The sequence below is a fragment of the Sorangium sp. So ce204 genome, assembly GCF_051526795.1.
GTDB lineage: Bacteria > Myxococcota_A > Polyangia > Polyangiales > Polyangiaceae > Sorangium > Sorangium cellulosum_B.
Window position 1 is genome coordinate 12,130,560 of the sequence record NZ_CP150317.1, and the last position, 16,526, is coordinate 12,147,085.

The following is a 16,526-nucleotide window of genomic DNA, read 5'->3' on the forward strand; positions in this document are numbered from 1 at the left end:
CCCGTCAGGGCGGCGGGTCCAGCGGCCAGCTGGCCACGAGCGCGCGCGCGTCGGGCGTGCGCGCCTTCGAGAGCACCGCGAGCGTCACGGTGCGATCGGTGACCAGCACACACGGCGCCGAGAACGTCGCTGGATCGGCGCCGCCAGCGTCCACGGGGAGCACGCGGAACGCGGCGCCCGGGGCCGGCCGGTGCGCGACGAGCAGGTGGGCGGCGGACGTCGCGACGATCACGAGCCCGCCGCCCGCGCGGTCGGCGTCGAGCTCGAAGACGCGGCGGTCGCCGAACGGCGCTTCCTCGGCGCCGGCAGGGCCGTACGCCGCATCGCGGGCCGAGACGCGCACGGTGCCGGGCAGCGCGCCGCCGCGCGAGGCGCCGGGGGCGACGCGCTTGCACACCGCGGTGGGGCCAGGCGACCCGGCGAGGACCACGACATCGATGCACTCGCCGATCGGGTGGTCCACCGGGCCGCCGCCGGCCGCCGCGGCCTCCAGCACGACCGCCGTCGCGCTGTCGACGACGGCGGACACGGCGCCGGGGGAGGGCGCTGGGAGCGAGCCGGCGCCCGCGCCGCGCACGAACCGAGGCCCGCTGAAGCTCGCGAACGGCCGGTGCGCCGTGAGCGAGGTGCGGGCATCGGAGGCGCCGTCGAGCCGGACCAGCGCGTTCACCGCGCCGCCCGCGACCTCCACCACGAACGACAGCGCGCCGCCGTCCGCCGCCGCGGCGTCCCAGCGGGGCAGCGCGGGCAAGAGCTGCGGGATCGTGGCGACGGCGCCCGACGGACCGCGGCCCGCGAGCGGCAAGGCCCAGATGTCCGTGCGGTGCGGCGGGGCCGCGCTGTGCGTCGACGACGCGAGCAGCACGGGCGCCCCGTCGAGCGCGACGAGGCGCAGGGCGTCCGCGAGCGGGGCGTCGGGCAGCGCGGCGGCAGAGAGCGCGAGAGGCGGAGGGGGCGTTTCGTTCATGGGCGCAGATCCGGGGGCGGGGCGGCACGCGGCGGCGGCGAGACAGACGAGGAGCGCGGGCGCGGGAGGCCCGCGGCGCGGCCTCCTGGGGGCGCTGGTCGAGAGGGGCGCGGCGGTCGAGAGGGGCGAGGGCATGCCGGTCGACCTCCGCGCTGCGCTAGCGCGACAAACGGGTTGAAATCGCATGCATACAGCAAGAAATTGAACCGCCAAGGCGCCAAGGACGCCAAGATTTTATTGTCTTCTTGGCGTCCTTGGCGCCTTGGCGGTTCATTCCCCTGGTTTCCAAGCTGGTCGGTGCTCTAGATGCGGGCGTTCGTGCGCATGTTCCACAGCTGCACGAGGGCCTGCGGGTTCGACGATTTCGGATAGCCGGCGAGCGCGGCAGCGAACAGTCCGTCGATCGCGCCGGTCTCCCACGTGGCCGCGTCGGCGAACGGCCCGCCGCCGTACGAGGGGTCGTAGAGCTGGCCGCCGTGCACGACGATGAAATGGTTGAAGAACGCGGGCGGGGGCTCGGGGTTCCGCTGGCCGGGGATCCCCGGCAGGTTGACCACGTCGGTCCCCATGCGGTGGGTCCACGGGGCGGGCTGCGTGGCCGCGTTCCACTGCCAGTTCTTCACGAGGAAGCCCTGGGACCCCGAGGTCCACGCCGGCACCGTGACGACGACCACCACCTTGTCGGCGCTGGTGATGCCGTGGACCTTGAGCATGTCGATGAAGAGCTCGGCCCACGAGCCGCACTGCCCGCTGCCGTCGGCGCTCGCGAGGAGCAGGCGGGTGTTCGTGCAGGTGGTCGTGTTCGGGTTCCAGTACGTGAGGCCCACGCCGTCGCGCTTGCGCGTGAGCGCCCGCGTCGCGAAGGGGACGAAGCTCTGGGACACGACGCGCCCCTCGGTCGTCTCGCCCTGGGCCGCGCGGCACGAGATGTCCACGAGCGTCCAGTGGACCGTGCCGGCCGGCGCGCCGAGCACCGCGTACACGAGGTGCGCCGTCGTGCCCGCGCCGACCCAGCCGGTGCCGGCGGCGTTCGCCTCCCACGCGATCGTCAGCGGATCGTAGCAGGCGACGACGTCCGGCAGCGGCGCGCTGCTCGTCATCGAGGGCGTGGAGACGTCGACCGACCCGGGCGACACGCTGACCGTGCACGTCCATTCGAGCGTCACGCCGCCGGCCATGGCGCGGCCGCGCAGCTGCACGGACTCGGTCCCGGTGGGCGGCCGGAGCACGCGCAGCACCACGGCCAGCGGGACGCGCGCGCCGCGGACGTAGCAGACAGGCGATTGATCCGCCGCCTGCCGGGTGCTCAGCCACTCGGGGGAGGGGAAGTTGCCGAGGGAGTCCCGCTCCACCGCGTGGTTCGCCGCGAAGTCGACCTGGATCACGCCGACAAGCGCGTGTACGACGTCGGGCGCCTTCGGCGCCGGCTGCGCCGGCGGCGGCACCTCGAGCGGCCTGCGCGCCTCGGGGGCGCGCGGCGGCGGGCCGCGGAAGGCGAGGAGGCACCCCGTCCGGAGCAGCTCGGCGACGCGCTCGCGGAGCAGGTCGAGCTCGCGCGCCGCGTCGAGCGACACGATGCCGGCGCCCGCGGCGCACAGCTCGCTCAGGAGATCGACGCGCTCGCGGTCCGGCGCCTCCGAAGGGAACCAGGCGGGCACCTCGAGGGCGGCCAGGTGCGGCTCGATCGGCTCCGCGCCCTCGGGCAGGACCGCGCCGGCTGCGCGGACGAAGCCGACGTCTCCGTACGCATCGACGACCTGCCAGACGTTGCCCATGAATCCGCGCGATCCGCTGTCCGCTGTCCCCCCCGGCGCCCTATCTGACTAGGCCCGCCCTCGCCGTGCGTCAACCGTTCGTCAAGACGCGCGCGGGCATGTCGACGGGGGGTGCGCCGGCATGTCGACGCCATGTCGACGGCACGTGCGCCGGCCTGTCGACAGCGCCGGCGCGCGTGAATGTGCCCACCCGGCCGGCGAGCGATGGTAGGCTCGACGGCTCGGGCTCCGGGACGTGCGAGGGCGAGGCGACCGATGGCGGACGGTGCGATCGAGTTTGATTTCGCTGTGGAAGGCGCGACCGATCCGTGGCGCGTCGCGCGGATCGAGGGCCATGAGGGCATATCGCGGCTGTTCCACTTCCGCGTGACCCTCGCGTCGACGGACGCCGCGCTGGCGTTCGACGGGCTGGTCGGGCAAACGTGCCTGCTCACGATCCGGACCGACGCGTCGACTCGGTACATCCACGGCATCGTCGCGCGCTTCGAGCAGCACGAGGAGGGGCGCGCGGTCACCACGTACCTGGCGACGGTCGTCCCGCGGGCGTGGCGCCTGCAGCACCGGCACGACTACCGCATCTTCCAGGAGGCGACGGCGCCGGAGATCATCGACAAGGTGCTCCGCGCGGCGGGGCTGTCGTCGGACGAGTTCCGCATCTCGACGGCGATGACCCACGATCGGCGGGAGTACAGCGTGCAGTACGCCGAGACCGACTGGGCGTTCATCAGCCGCCTGATGGAAGAGACAGGCATGTTCTGCTTCTTCGAGCACAAGGCCGACAACCACGTGCTCGTCTTCGGTGACGCGCCGTTCGTCCACGAGCCCATCGACGCGCCGGGCGTCGTGCCGTACCGGGCCGCCGGCGGGGCGCTCGCCGCGCGCGAGGCCGTCTCCCGCTTTTCGATGGCCGAGGAGGTCCGGCCCGGCAAGGTCACCGTCCGCGACTACAACTTCCAGAAGCCCAGCCTGAGCCTCGAGGGGGAGGCGGAGGCCGACCGCGACACCGATCTCGAGGTGTACGTGTACGCCACCGAGCACGATCTGCCCGAGGAGGGCACCCAGCTCGCGAAGCTCCGGCTCGAGCAGCTCCAGCTCGTGCGCCGCACGGCGGAGGGGCAGGGGAGCGTGCTCCGGTTCATGCCCGGGGCCACCTTCACGCTCGAGGACCACGGCCGCGAGAGCTTCAACCGCGGATACCTGATCACGCGCGTCGACCATTTCGGCTCGCGGGCCGTCGGGGGGGAGTCGCAGGAGACCGTCGTCGGGTACTCCAATCGATTCCAGTGCATCCCGGACGACGTGCCCTACCGCACGCCCGTGCAGACGCCCAAGCCGACGCCCCGCGGCATCCAGACGGCGATCGTCGTGGGCCCGGCGGGCGAGGAGATCCACACGGACATCTATGGCCGGGTGAAGGTGCAGTTCCACTGGGACCGGAAGGGGCGCCGCAACGAGCAGAGCTCGTGCTGGATGCGGGTGAGCCAGATCTGGGCGGGCGCCGCGTGGGGCTCGATGTACATCCCGCGCATCGGCCACGAGGTGGTCATCGACTTCCTCGAGGGCGATCCGGATCGCCCGCTGATCGTCGGGCGCGTCTACCACGGCGCGAACGTGCCGCCCTACGCGCTGCCGGCCGAGAAGACGAAGAGCACCATCAAGTCGGACACCTCGCCGGGCGGCGGCGGCTCGAACGAGCTCAGGTTCGAGGACAGGAGAGGCGCGGAGGAGATCTACCTGCACGCGCAGAAGGACTGGAACATCGAGGTCGAGAACGACAAGACCCAGTCCGTCGGCCACGACGAGCGCCTGACCGTCGGCCACGACCGGAAGAAGCGCATCGACAACAGCCAGTGGGAGTCGATCGGCGCGTTCAAGACCACCGAGGTCGGCGAGGATCACAACGAGAAGATCGGCGCGAACCGCACGCTCGGCGTCGTGAAGAGCGAGAGCGTGGATATCGGCGAGGACGCGAGCCTGAAGATCGGGCAGAGCCGGAAGACCGACGTCGGGAAGGACGACATCGAGTCGGTGGGCGGCAAGCGCGAGCTCACGGTGGGCGGCGAGGAGACCGTCAAGGTGGGTGATCGCGCGACGCTGGAGGTCGGCTCGAAGCGCAACACCACCGTCGGCAGCGACGACTCGCTGTCGGTCGGCGGCACCGAGACCCGGAACATCGACGTGGACGCGACCGAGTCCGTCGGCGCGAAGAAGACCGTCAAGGTCGGCGAGAAGTTCACGCTGGAGTGCGGGAGCGGCAAGATCATCGTCGACAGCTCCGGCAAGATCACGGTCGAGGGGTCGGACATCACCGTGAAGGGCTCGGGCACCGTCAAGGTCGAGGGCGCCAAGGTCGAGGTGAAGAGCGACGGCGACGTGAGCGTCAAGGCGGGCTCGAACATCAAGCTCTCGGGGAGCGGGGTCGACATCAACTGAGCGGCGTGGCGCAGGATCGGAGCCGAGGCGGATGGTTCACGAGGTGGTGGCTGATCACGCGGAGATGGCGTCGTTCCTCTGGGAGCTCCGCGAGATGGCCGTGAGGTCGCACCACTACACGCTGGCCGATCTCGCGGAGCTCGAGGAGCGCGTCGAGGCCCACCTCGATGGGCTCCGGATCGCGGGGGAGCCCGGCTGGGAGCTCACGCTGGCCGCCCTCTCGACGAAGGATCCGGGCGCGTTCTTCGCGGCGGCCATCGCCGCGGTCGAGGCGCGCGACTTCCCGGGCTTCGCGGCCGTGCTCGACGCGACGGAGGAGGCGGACGAGCCCGCCGCCGGCGTCGCGGGCGCCCTCGCGTGGGCGTCGCCGGCCGACGCGTTCGCGATCGTGGCGCCGATGCTGTCGGGGGCGCAGCCGCCGGCGCTGCGCCGCCTTTCGCTTGCCGCGTGCGTGGCGCACCGACGCGATCCCGGGCAATTCCTCGGCTACGCGATCTGCGACGGCGACGCGGCGGTCCGCGCGCTGGCCTTCCGCGCGGCCGGCGCGCTGGGCCGCGTCGATCTGGCGGGCGAGCTCCGCGGCGCGTGGGGCTCGGACGACGAGGCCGAGCGGTTCTGGTCGGCGTGGGCCGGCGCGCTGCTCGGGGCGCGCGGCGCGGACGAGGCGCTGTGGAGCGTCGCCGGGCGGAGCGGCGCGTTCGCCGAGGAGGCGGCCGACTGCGCCGCCCGCGTGAGCCCGCCGGGCGAGGCCCGCCGCCGGATCGAGGCGCTGATGCGGTCGCCCGGGCTCGGGCGGGTCTGCCTCGTCGCGGCGGGGGCGCTGGGCGATCCGGCGCTGCTGCCGTGGGTGCTCGACCGGCTCACCGTCGCGCCGCTCGCGCGGCTCGCCGGCGAGGCGCTCTCGCGCATCACCGGCGCGCCGATCGAGGGGGCGCTGCGCGGGGCCCTGGCGCCCGGCTTCGACGCCGGGCCGAGCGACGATCCGCGCGACACGAGCGTGAAGATGGACCCGGACACGCAGCTCTCGTGGCCGCACGGGGCGAACGCGCGGGCGCTCTGGGCGGCGCACCGCGGGCGCTTCGCGCCGGGGGTGCGCCACGTCGACGGCCGCCCGCTGGACGAGGGCGCGCTCGATCGCGTGCTCCGTCTCGGCGGCCAGCGGCGCCGCGCGGGCGCCGCGTTCGAGCGGGCGGCGCGCGCGCCCGGCCGCCCGCTGTTCGACGTGGCCGCGCGGGTCGAGCGGCAGAGGGCCGCGCTCGGGGCCTCGCCGTGAGGGCGCCGCCCGCGCCGCGCGCCCTCGGGCACGCCGCGGCCGCGGTGCGCCCCTTCCGCTCCCGGGGGCGGGTGATGCTCGCGGTGGTCGTCAAGGCGACCTTCCGGCTCGATCACAAGCGCGCCATGTCGCCGCTCCCGCCCGCGCCGATCGTCGCGGCGGACGTGCGCGCGGCGCGCGCCGCGGCCGACCCGCGCGCCGCCATCTCGGCGGCCGCGGAGATGGCCCCGTTCCTTCCGCGCGCGGACATCCTCCTCGGCGGCCACGCCTGGGCCCGCGGGCGGAGCCCGGCGCCGCTCGTCCCCGTCCGCCTGCGCGTCGGCCTCGACGCGGCCGTCCTCCTCGACAAGGCCCTGCACGTCTACGGCGACCGCGGCGGCAACGGCCGCGGCGCCCCGCAGCCGTTCCTCGCCATGCCGCTCGGCTACGAGCGCGCCCTCGGCGGGGCGGCCGACCCCGACAACCCGGCCGGCGTCGATCCGCGCGCCGGCCGCGCGCCCAACATCATCGATCCCCGGCAGCCGGCGCGCGCCGCCGGCCTCGGGCCGATCGCGGCGCACTGGCCTGCGCGGCAGCGCCGGCTGGGCAACGCCGATCCGCGCGGCGTGCAGGCCCCGTGGCCCGTGGTCCCGGACGGCTTCGACTGGGCGTACTTCCAGGCGGCGCCGGCCGACCAGCAGACGCCGTACCTCCGGGGGAACGAGTGGATCCTGATCGAGGGGATGCACCCGGATCTCGACCGCATCGAGGCCTGGTTGCCGGGCCCCGTCGCCGAGGCGCGGGTCGCGTTCGGGGGGGCGGCGCAGCCGCAGGCGTTGCCGCTGGTCGCCGACATGCTCGTGATCGACGCCGATCGCTGGCTCTGCTCGCTCGTGTGGCGCGCCAGCGCGCTGCTGCCGGGCGAGGAGATCCTCGCCAGCGTCCGGGTCACGGCCAGGGTCGCGCTCCCGGGCGAGGCGGTGCCGTGGGACGTCGCGGCAGCGCCGCCGGTAGGCGCGGAGCGGGCGCAGGCGGCGCCGCAGCGGGCGCGAGCGGCGCAGGCGCCGGCGGCGGCGAGCCCGCAGCGGGCGGGGCGCGCGGCGGAGCACCCGCTGGCGGGGACGGTGGCGCTCGATCCGGAGGAGGCGCCGGCGGCGGCGAGCCCGCAGCGGGCGGGGCGCGCGGCGGAGCATCCGCTGTCCGGGACGGTGGCGGTCGATCCGGACGAAGGGCCTCGGAACCCCGCCTTGCCGTTCCGGTCGCCCGCGGCCTCCGCGGAAGCACTGCGCCTCGCGAGGTCTGGCACGGCGGAGATGCCCGCCGCGGCGGGGACACCGCCCGCGGAGCCGCGGCGCGGCGGCCTGCCCTTCGTGGCGCCGGCGGCGGCGGGCGCAGCTTCCGGGGTGCTGCCGTTCGCGCCCGCCGCCCCGTCTTCCCCGGGCGCCCGCGATGGCGCGGCGGCGTGGGCGCTGCCGTTCGCCGCCCCCGCCGCGGCGTCGCCTGCGGGGCCGCTCCGAGCGCCGGCGGCGTCCGGCGTGCTGCCGTTCGTATCGCCGGCGGCGGCGTCCGGCGCGCTGCCGTTCGCGCCAGCGCCGTCCGCGCCCGTCCCCGCGGCTCCCCAGGCGCCGCCTGCGCACCCTCCCGCGCCGTCCGCGCCGGAGCGCTCCTCGCCCTGGGTGTCGGGCGCGGCGCCCCACGCCGCCTCGGAGCCGAGCTCGCCGTGGGTGTCCGGCGCGGCCGCGGCCCCGGCGCCTGTCGCCTCGCCGCCGCCCGTCGCGCCGTCGTACGCCCTCGCCCAGCCGCGCATCGCGCCGTCGTACGCCCTGGGATCATCGCCCGCCGCCTCACCCTGGCCCGCTGCGGCGGCCTCCGCAGCCGCCCCTGCCCGGCGCCCCGCGCGGCCGCGCCGTCCGCGCCTCGCCCCGGACGCGCGCCCCTCGTCGGAGCCGCTCATCCCGCCGCGCAAGCGCCGCCCCGCGAAGGTCGCGGCCGACGGCCTCGGCGCCTCGTTCCTCCGCTCGGTGCCCGACGCCGCGCCCACGCCCACCTGAACATGGACCTCCGCAACCGAACCCCCTTCGTCGCCGAGCGCATCGTCCACGTCGACGCCGCCGGCGCCGAGGTGCTCGTCGTCCTCGTCAAGGCGACGCTCGCCATCCACGCCGGCGGCCGCCTCGCGCCGGCGGCCGAGCAGGTGCCGCTCCAGCACGCCGACGCCTTCCACGGCGAGCCGGGCCTCTCGAGCGTGCGCTACGAGAGCGACCTCGCGCCGCACAAGGTCGGCACGGACGTCGTGGTCCTCGGCCACGCGTACCCTCCCGGCCGCCGCGACGCCGAGGTCCAGGTCTCCGTGCGCGTCGGCCCGATCCGCGCGACCCTCGCCGTCTTCGGCGACCGCACCTGGGCGCGCCCCGCGTCCCCCGCGCCCTTCGAGCGGATGCCGCTCGTGTACGAGCGCGCGTTCGGCGGGCGCGACGAGTCCGCCGAGTCCCCCGCCGACCACGAGGTCGAGCCGCGCAACCCCGTCGGGCGCGGGTTCCGGGCGCGCCGCTCGCTCGTCGACCTCGCGCACCTCGCCATGCCGAACCTCGAAGATCCCAGGAAGCCGCTCCGCTCGCCGGACGATCGCCCCGAGCCCGTCGGCCTCGGCTTCATCGGGCGCAGCTGGCAGCCGCGCCTGCGCTACGCCGCCACGGCGCCCGACCCCGCGTCGCCGCCTCCTGCCGGGTCGCCGCCTCCCGTCCCGTCGCCGTTCCTGCCTGCCGCCTTCGACCCGCGCTACCACCAGGGCGCGCACCCGCGCCTCGTGGCCACGCCGCACCTGCGCGGCGGCGAGCCGGTCGAGCTCGTGCACCTGAGCCCCCTCGGCCCGCAGCGCTTCTCGCTGCCCCCCGCGGCGCCTCGCGCCGTGGTCCTCATCGACTCCGAGCGCCGCCCGCTCCCGCTGGTCCTCGACACCGTGGTCCTCGAGCCCGACGACCTCCGCGCCGTGCTCGTGTACCGGGGCGCCATGCCCGTCGGTCGCGATCTCTTCCGCGTGCGCCGCATCGAGGTGGAGCCCGCGCCCGCATGAGCACCGGAGCCGTCATCACCGCCGCCGGCATGGTCACCGCCCTCGGCGACACCGCCGCGTCCACCACCGCCGCGGTCCGCGCCCGCCTCACGCGCTTCCGCGAGTGGCCGAGCTACCCCTGCCTCCCCGCCGACCCGCCCCGCCCGGAGGAGCCCTTCTCCGTCGTCGCGGCGTACACCGATCTCCCCCGCGCGCTCGACCTCCCGGTCCGCTTGCTCGCGCTGGCGCTCCAGGACCTCGCCACCTCCGGCGACCTCGCGCGCGCCGACCTGGAGGACGCCTCGTTCTTCCTCGCGCGCCCCTCGCCCGGCCCCGCCGCGCACCACCACGAGCTGCGCGACGCCTTCCGGGAGCGGGTCGCGGACGCCGCCGGGGTCGACGCCGTGACCCGCGGCCTCCTCGCCCCCGACGGGCACGCGGCGATGCTCCTCGGCCTGGCCCACGCGGCGCGCGCCGTCGAGGCCGACCCTGGCACGCCCTGGATCGTGGCCGGCGCCGACGCCCTGGTCGACGTGGGGCTGCTCGAGGCGCTCGACCACGCGCGCCGCCTCAAGAGCCGCCGCAACCTCGACGGCTTCATCCCGGGCGAGGCCGCGGCCGCGCTGCTCGTCGAGCACCGCCGCCGCGCCGAGGCCCGCGGCGCCCCCATCCTGGCCGAGATCGAGGGCTCGGGCGCCGGGGAGGAGCCCCATCTCATCGAGAGCGGCGATCCCCCCTCGGGCGAGGCCCTCGCCGCGGCGCTCGCCGCCGCGTGCGCCGCGGGCGGCCCGCCCGCGTGGGTCCTCTGCGATCTCAACGGCGAGAGCTACCGGGCCAAGGAGTGGGGGCTCGCGCGCGTCCGCGCGCCCGCGCTCCTCGGGGGCGTCCGGGCGCTGTGGCACCCCGCCGACGGCTACGGCGACGTCGGCGCCGCGACCGGCGGGTGCCTCGCGGCCGCGTGCGTGCGATCGTTCGAGCGCGGCGCGTCCCCCGAGGCGCGCGCCGCGCTCTTCGCGGGCTCCGGCGACGGGACGCGCGCCGCCGTGTGCCTCGTCTCGGCTGCAGCGAAGAGGGCGTGAAGGAGGAGCGATATGCCTGTCACCGTAGGAGTCAACTCACGCACGGTCGTCCACGCCGCGAGCAATGGAATGACCATCGCCTTTCCGGACGTGTGCCTCACCCCGGCGCCGCCCGCCCCGCCGGTCCCCGTCCCCTATCCCAACATCGCCATGTCGTCCGACGCCGCGAGCACCGCGAAGAACGTCAAGGCCGACGGCAACCCCATCTGCCATCAGGACAGCAACTTCTCGCGCAGCAGCGGCGACGAGGCGGGAACGAATGGGGGCGTCGCCTCCGGCGTGAACATGAACAAGGCCGAGTTCATCAGCTACTCGTTCGACGTCAAGGTCGAGGGGAAGGGCTGCGCCCGCGCGCTCGATCTCATGCTCCACAACAGCAAGAACACCCCGCCCACGCCGGTCATCCAGCCGCCGCTCATCGTCATCGTCATGGAGGAGCCCCCGCCCGCGCCCGAGAACCCCAAGGACTGGGGCGTCGACAAGATCGAGGTGTTCTGAGGGGGCGGCCGCGGAGCGGGCCTCGACCCGCGCCGCGCTGATGGACCGGACCCCCCGCTGATTCGTCCTGGAGCTCTCGCATGCCGACGATCAAGCAATATGTGAACCTCCCTGCCGCCGCGACCGGCGTGAACGGCCCTGTGCGGCAGCTGCGCGTCACGCCCAACCAGGTGCCCAACGTCGCGCCCGGCGACCGCGTGGACTGGTGGATCGAGCCCGACCCGGGCAACGAGAGCCTCGCCTTCCAGTCGCTCACCGAGCGCACACGGCTCGCGCACGGCGCGGCCCCCGGGGTGACGGTCGGCGCCGGGCACCACTTCGACAACACGCTCACGTTCACGCACATCGGCGGCGACAAGTACAAGGTCAAGGCGTCGCGCGACGGGCAGCGGGCCCAGTTCCTCGCCACCGACGAGTTCCAGACGTGGCGAAAGCTCTATTATACGGTCTGGTACTCCGGCGCGCAGACGCTCGCCACGTACAACAACATCGATCCGCGGTTCGTGGGCGAGTTCGCGCGGCACTTCATCGAGCTGGAGCGCAGGGCGGTCCTCCCGGCGCTCGCGACCGTGGACTCGGCCCGCGTCGACTTCCAGAGCCTGTCGCAGCAGGCGGTCAGCTCGCCGACCTTCGACTGGCCGTTCATGAACGGCGGCCCGAACGCGCTGCTCAACCTGCGCGTCGGCGGCGCGCCCCCCGGGGGAGGCACGCTGACCGACAAGCCGCTTCACATGGCCTTCCTGCTGGTGCCGAACTGCTATTACACCCAGCTGGAGCGGCGCGCGTTCCCCACGGCGAACAACGCGGTCGGGAGCATCACCACGTTCCGCACCGTGTGGCGCGACCCCACGAACGGCAACAACTTCATGTGGACGGCGCAGGCGTCGTGGCCGGCGGCCGGCGCCACCGACGTGCGGGCGTACTTCACCTTCACGCCCGGGTCGCCGAACCGCGTGAACTGGAACCTCACCACGCTGCCGGGCCTCACGGCCCACCTCGCCACGCCGGGCAACACGTACAACCTCACCTTCTCGTTCATCTGGAAGAGCTCGATCAACGGCTACAGCTGGGGCAATTTCTGCGTCGTCGGGTGCACGGGCCCGGGCCGGAGCGAGACGGCGGTCCTCGGCACCTTCGTCCACGAGATGGGGCACGGCATCGGGCAGACCGTCCGGCAGGAGCCGCAGTACAGCGCGGCCGGCGTGGCGCTCGCCACGCAGCTCGCCAACCCCCGCTGGTACACCGACCAGTTCGGCGGGCAGGGCCCGCACTGCAACACGAACGCGGGCCTCACGCCGGACCCGTCCACCACGTCGGGCCAGCGGTACGACTGGTGGCCCGCGCTCGGTGGGCGGCTCTGCACCATCTACCACGCCGGCCACTACAACCGCGACGACGGCGTCTTCTGCCCCGTGTGCGCCCCGCGCATCCGCCGCGTGCGCCTCGATACGCCGGCGCAGACCTCCCGCAGCTGGAACCACTTTGGCTGAACGTCGCGGGCGGGGCGGGGGCGCGCTGCTCTCGACCCCGCGCCGCGCCCACGTCGAGAGGACCCCATGGAGATCGAACCCCGGACACCCTTTGGCTTCGCCCCGCACGGGGGCTCGCCCGAGATCGCGGCCGGCAAGGAGGCCATCCGACTCGCGATCTCGCGCGTGTCCTTCGCGGCGGGCACGGTGGAGCTCGACGTCTCGGCCTCGTTCCTGTTCCCGGACGCCGTCGCGAGCCGCTACCGCGACGTCGAGGAGTCGATGGTCCTCGTCGTCCACGACATCGAGCAGGCGGACGGCGGCGCCCTGCTCGCGCGCAACACGTTCATCGAGTTCCCGGCCGGCGAGCGCGACGGCCCGAACCAGCTCGCCGAGCCCGCGCTGCCGATGCCGGGCCGCGGCAGCCTCGCGTCCGAGGGGTACCAGGGCGCCTGGCTCAACGTCACCGTCGCGTTCCCCTGCGCCGTGGCGGTGCCCCGTTACCGGCCGAGCGTCTACGTGTACCTCGTCCTCGAGAACTACGTGTCGAACGTGATAGGCATCGATCTCGTCGACAAGAAGGCCATCGAATTCTGACCGGCGGTGAACCCATGCTCGTCCGATCCGTCTCTTTCGGCCTGACCGCGGAGACGCCCGCGACCTCCGGCGCTGGCGTCGTCCTCGCCCAGCCGGGCCCTCCCATCGTCGAGGGCGGCGCCCTCGTCCACGTCGTCCACGGCAGCTCGCGTGTGCCCGCCGTCGATATCGAGGTCGAGCGCGCCGAGGTGCTCCGCGGCGTCTTTCTCACGCTGATCTACGCCCCCGCGCAGGGCGGCGTCACCGTGCCTCTGCTCGGGCCGAGGCTGGTCTTCCCCGACGACATCGACGACGTGGGCGCGGACCTCGTGGGCAGCTTCCGGTGCGAGATCGTCCTGGCACCCCGGGTCGGGGCGTTCTATCTGCACGCGGCGTATCGCCAGTACGTCTCCAACGTGGTTCGCCTCATGGCCCCGCCCGGTGCCCGATGACGCCTGTTTATTCCGTTATCGTCGTCACGTGGAACAACCTCCAGTACACGGCGCGATGTGTGGATGCCCTCCTCCGCACGCTCCCCTCGGACGCGGAGGTGGTGTTCGTCGACAACGGCTCGGAGGACGGCACCCCCGCTTACCTCACCGACGTCGCGCGCCGGCTCGGGGACGCCGCCAAGACGGTCTTCCTGGACGAGAACCTCGGCCTGGCCGGCGGCGCGAACCGGGGGCTCGAGGTCGCGGCCGGGGACTACCTGGTGCTGCTCGACAACGATGTCGTGGTGACCCCGAGGTGGCTGGAGGGGCTGCGGGAGTGCATGGAGGAGGCGCCGCGGGCCGTGCCCGGCGCGCGGCGCGTCGGGCTCGTCGGGCCCGTGACGAACAGCGCGCGCGGCCCGCAGAAGGTGCAGAACCCGCCGCCGTTCCAGCCGGAGGCGCTGAACGAGCTCGCGGCCGAGCACCGCGAGGCGTTCCGCCGACGGTGGGCGCCGTCGTTCGCCCTCTCGACCTTCTGCCTGATGATGCGCCGCGAGGTCTACGCCGCGATCGGCGGGCTCGACGAGCGCTTCTTCCCGGTGGGCCACGAGGGCGCCGACCTCGCCTTGCGGGCGCAGGAGCGCGGCTTCGAGTGCATGATCGCGAGCGACGTGTACGTGCACCACGAGGGGAGCGCCACGCTGAGCAAGGCGTTCCCCGGCGCGCAGGGCGGCCTCGGGGGCGCGGACCTCTTCTTCGAGAAGTGGCGCGCCCGCCGCGCCGGCAAGACGCGGCTCGTGGCCGCGTACCGCGTCCGGGACGCGGAGGCGACGCTGCGCGAGAGCCTCGACGCGACGGCGCGGTTCGCCGACGCGATCGTCGTGCTCGACGACGGATCGACGGACGGGACGGGGGCGATCGCCCGGTCGCACCCCGCCGTGGCGAGGTACGAGCGGACGGAGCTGCCGTCGGGCGTCGATGGACGGCGCGATCGCGACCGCGCCTTGCAGATGGCGGCGGAGCTCTCCCCGGACTGGATCCTCGCGGTCGACGCCGACGAGGTGTTCGAGATGGACCGCGCGCGCGCCGAGCGGCTCATGCAGCTCGCCGATCCGCACATCAAGGCGCTCGGCTTCCACTGGTACACGTTCTGGGAGCCGACGCGCACGTACTTCCGGGCGGACGGCGCGCTCGGGGCCATGTCGGGGTACCGCATGTACCGGAGCGAGCCGGGCCTGCGCGCCGCTCGCGGGGCCGAGGGCGGCCTGCCCGGCGGCGGCATCCCCGAGATGCCGGACGGGTGCGGGCGCTTCACCGACGTCCGCGTGCGGCGGCTCGGCTACGACACCGAGGCGTCGCGGCAGGCGCGGCTCGCGCTCCACGGGCGGCCGGACCCGTACACGCCGCCGCGCGCGGGCGCGCCCCCCGAGCTGGCCGATCTCGCGAGCAACACGGTGACGCTGCGCAGGTACGCGCCCGCGTCCGGCGTATCGCTCTGCATCATCGCGAGGAACGAGGCCGAGCGGCTGGAGCGGTTCCTCGCGTTCCTGGAGCCGTTCGTCGACGAGATCTGCGTCGTCGACAACGGCAGCGACGACGCGACGGTCGAGATCGCGCGGCGGTTCACCGACCGCGTGCGCGTCCACCGGACGGACCGGCTCGACCTGGCCGAGGTGCGCAACGTGGGCCTGGAGATGGCCACGCGGCCCTGGATATTGAGCCTCGACCCGGACGAGGAGCTCGCGCACTGGGATCTGCCGCGCGTCGTGCGGCTCATGGACGACCTCGACGTCCACGCCTATTCCTTCGAGATCGCCAATCATCAGAAGGACGGCCCGCCCGTCATGACGATCGCCGTGCGGCTGTTCCGCAACGACGCGCGGATCCGGTACGGGCGCGCCGTGCACGAGACGGTGCAGCCGAGCCTCGACCGGCACCCGGAGCTCGTCGTCCGCGCGGCCGGCGTGGAGATCCAGCACTACGGCTTCCTGAAGGACGACGGCGTCATGGAAGAGAAGCTGTCGCGCTACCTTGAGGCGAACCAGCGCATGCGCGAGGAGGATCCGGCGGATCCGATGCCCTGGTACAACGAGGGGCTCCACCTCCTGAACGACGGCCGCGACGACGAGGCGATCGCCTTTTTGGAGAGGGCGATGGTGCTCGGCCAGCGCTTCCTCTCGCCGCGATCGAGCCTGGCGCAGATCTACCAGCACCGGGCGCTCGCGCTGTGGCAGAGCATGGTCGCCGAGCTCCCGCCGGGTCACCCCGTGCGGCCGACGGCGGAGGAGAGCGCCGCGGCGCTGGGCCGCATCACGCCGGCGCGGATGCTGGTGGGGCAGGCGCGCAGGCGCAGGCTCCAGGGGCCGTCGCATGGCGAGTGAGGGGCGGCGCGCGTTCATCGCGCAGGTCACCGCGGGGGCCGGCCTCGTGGCGCTCGGCGGGTGCGGCGGCGCGCCCGGGGCGGCGGGGGCGAAGGGCGCGGCTGCGGGGGCGAAAGGCGCGGCTGCCGCGGGGAAGGCCGCCCCTCCGGCGCCGGCCGCGGCGGGCGCGGCGCCTGTCCTCGAGGCCGCGCTGCGGGGCGGCGTGCTCGCGCTCCGCTACCGGTACCCGAGCTCCATCGGCGAGCGGCTCGCCGCCGCCCCGTGGGCCGCCACGCTCGTGGTCGCCGTCCACCCGGCGTCGGCGTCCCCCGCCTGCCGGAGCCTCGCGGGCGGGGCGCTCCGCACCGAGGCTCCCGTGCTGGATCAAGGGATGTTCCGCGCGGCGGCCGAGGTCGATCTGGCGGAGTTCTTCGGCCTGAAGGCGCCGTTCGTGCGCTATGTGCACGCGTCGTTTCTTCACCTACGGTCCGACGTGCTGCGCGTGGCTGCCATGTGAGCCGAGCGCGAGCAGGCGGCTCGGCTTCCCCCGCCGGCGTGGGCGCGCAAGTCGTGTGGGCAGGCAGGCCCTAGAGCGATAACGGGTTCAAACCACGAGAAAAAACAGGAATTTCAC

13 protein-coding genes are annotated in these 16,526 nt (G+C 74.4%); 11 read left to right on the forward strand and 2 right to left on the reverse strand.

Annotated elements, in window-relative coordinates:
* Positions 1-4: 4 nt before the first annotated feature.
* Together WMF22_RS45905 and WMF22_RS45910 are read right to left on the reverse strand one after the other, a co-directional pair.
* Positions 5-967, reverse strand: a complete 963-nt coding sequence (locus WMF22_RS45905; RefSeq protein ID WP_438033853.1) for a hypothetical protein — start codon at positions 965-967, stop codon at positions 5-7.
* Between the two features lie 302 nt (positions 968-1,269).
* Entirely contained in the window at positions 1,270-2,742 is a 1,473-nt protein-coding gene (locus WMF22_RS45910; RefSeq protein WP_438033854.1) for a hypothetical protein, read from the reverse strand.
* Positions 2,743-2,997: 255 nt separating this feature from the next.
* Here WMF22_RS45910 and WMF22_RS45915 point away from each other — a divergent pair, with 255 nt between their 5' ends.
* The 11 genes from WMF22_RS45915 (at position 2,998) to WMF22_RS45965 (ending at position 16,409) form a co-directional block, all read left to right on the forward strand.
* Positions 2,998-5,175 (forward strand): type VI secretion system Vgr family protein, encoded by a 2,178-nt coding sequence (locus WMF22_RS45915; RefSeq protein WP_438033855.1) that lies wholly within the window; start codon positions 2,998-3,000, stop codon positions 5,173-5,175.
* A gap of 43 nt (positions 5,176-5,218) precedes the next feature.
* Positions 5,219-6,448 carry a TIGR02270 family protein gene (locus tag WMF22_RS45920; protein WP_438033856.1) on the forward strand — a complete coding sequence of 410 codons (1,230 nt, stop codon included), beginning with the start codon at positions 5,219-5,221 and terminating at the stop codon, positions 6,446-6,448.
* The gene (locus tag WMF22_RS45925) at positions 6,445-8,478 is read left to right on the forward strand and encodes a DUF2169 family type VI secretion system accessory protein (RefSeq protein WP_438033857.1); all 2,034 of its coding nucleotides are present in this window, start codon (positions 6,445-6,447) and stop codon (positions 8,476-8,478) included. The genes WMF22_RS45920 and WMF22_RS45925 overlap by 4 nt, the downstream gene beginning before the upstream one ends.
* Before the next feature lie 2 nt (positions 8,479-8,480).
* Positions 8,481-9,500: a DUF2169 family type VI secretion system accessory protein gene (locus WMF22_RS45930; protein WP_438033858.1), complete on the forward strand. Its 1,020-nt coding sequence runs from the start codon at positions 8,481-8,483 to the stop codon at positions 9,498-9,500.
* Positions 9,497-10,558, forward strand: a complete 1,062-nt coding sequence (locus tag WMF22_RS45935) for a hypothetical protein (RefSeq protein ID WP_437296153.1) — start codon at positions 9,497-9,499, stop codon at positions 10,556-10,558. Before WMF22_RS45930 ends, WMF22_RS45935 begins: the two co-directional genes overlap by 4 nt.
* Positions 10,559-10,570: 12 nt before the next feature.
* Positions 10,571-11,056, forward strand: coding sequence for a DUF4150 domain-containing protein (locus WMF22_RS45940; RefSeq protein ID WP_437296154.1), 486 nt, complete (start codon positions 10,571-10,573; stop codon positions 11,054-11,056).
* Between the two features lie 80 nt (positions 11,057-11,136).
* On the forward strand, positions 11,137-12,546 hold the full coding sequence (locus WMF22_RS45945) for a hypothetical protein (RefSeq protein WP_437296155.1): 1,410 nt from the start codon (positions 11,137-11,139) through the stop codon (positions 12,544-12,546).
* A 66-nt stretch (positions 12,547-12,612) separates the two neighbouring features.
* A complete protein-coding gene (locus tag WMF22_RS45950) occupies positions 12,613-13,122 on the forward strand; it encodes a hypothetical protein (RefSeq protein ID WP_012240970.1) in 510 nt (169 codons plus the stop codon).
* A 14-nt stretch (positions 13,123-13,136) separates the two neighbouring features.
* Entirely contained in the window at positions 13,137-13,553 is a 417-nt protein-coding gene (locus tag WMF22_RS45955; RefSeq protein ID WP_437296156.1) for a hypothetical protein, read from the forward strand.
* Positions 13,550-15,913 (forward strand): glycosyltransferase, encoded by a 2,364-nt coding sequence (locus WMF22_RS45960; protein WP_438033859.1) that lies wholly within the window; start codon positions 13,550-13,552, stop codon positions 15,911-15,913. Before WMF22_RS45955 ends, WMF22_RS45960 begins: the two co-directional genes overlap by 4 nt.
* Positions 15,903-16,409 carry a hypothetical protein gene (locus tag WMF22_RS45965; protein ID WP_437296158.1) on the forward strand — a complete coding sequence of 169 codons (507 nt, stop codon included), beginning with the start codon at positions 15,903-15,905 and terminating at the stop codon, positions 16,407-16,409. The genes WMF22_RS45960 and WMF22_RS45965 overlap by 11 nt, the downstream gene beginning before the upstream one ends.
* The last annotated feature ends 117 nt before the right edge of the window (positions 16,410-16,526 follow it).

Excerpts from the sequence above, each read along its gene's own strand:
- WMF22_RS45965 (WP_437296158.1), top strand. The coding sequence starts at position 15,903 with ATGGCGAGTGAGGGGCGGCGCGCGTTCATCGCGCAGGTCACCGCGGGG.
- WMF22_RS45940 (WP_437296154.1), top strand. The coding sequence starts at position 10,571 with ATGCCTGTCACCGTAGGAGTCAACTCACGCACGGTCGTCCACGCCGCG.
- WMF22_RS45915 (WP_438033855.1), top strand. The coding sequence starts at position 2,998 with ATGGCGGACGGTGCGATCGAGTTTGATTTCGCTGTGGAAGGCGCGACC.
- WMF22_RS45905 (WP_438033853.1), bottom strand. The coding sequence starts at position 967 with ATGAACGAAACGCCCCCTCCGCCTCTCGCGCTCTCTGCCGCCGCGCTG.
- WMF22_RS45930 (WP_438033858.1), top strand. The coding sequence starts at position 8,481 with ATGGACCTCCGCAACCGAACCCCCTTCGTCGCCGAGCGCATCGTCCAC.
- WMF22_RS45960 (WP_438033859.1), top strand. The coding sequence starts at position 13,550 with ATGACGCCTGTTTATTCCGTTATCGTCGTCACGTGGAACAACCTCCAG.
- WMF22_RS45945 (WP_437296155.1), top strand. The coding sequence starts at position 11,137 with ATGCCGACGATCAAGCAATATGTGAACCTCCCTGCCGCCGCGACCGGC.
- WMF22_RS45950 (WP_012240970.1), top strand. The coding sequence starts at position 12,613 with ATGGAGATCGAACCCCGGACACCCTTTGGCTTCGCCCCGCACGGGGGC.
- WMF22_RS45955 (WP_437296156.1), top strand. The coding sequence starts at position 13,137 with ATGCTCGTCCGATCCGTCTCTTTCGGCCTGACCGCGGAGACGCCCGCG.
- WMF22_RS45910 (WP_438033854.1), bottom strand. The coding sequence starts at position 2,742 with ATGGGCAACGTCTGGCAGGTCGTCGATGCGTACGGAGACGTCGGCTTC.
- WMF22_RS45935 (WP_437296153.1), top strand. The coding sequence starts at position 9,497 with ATGAGCACCGGAGCCGTCATCACCGCCGCCGGCATGGTCACCGCCCTC.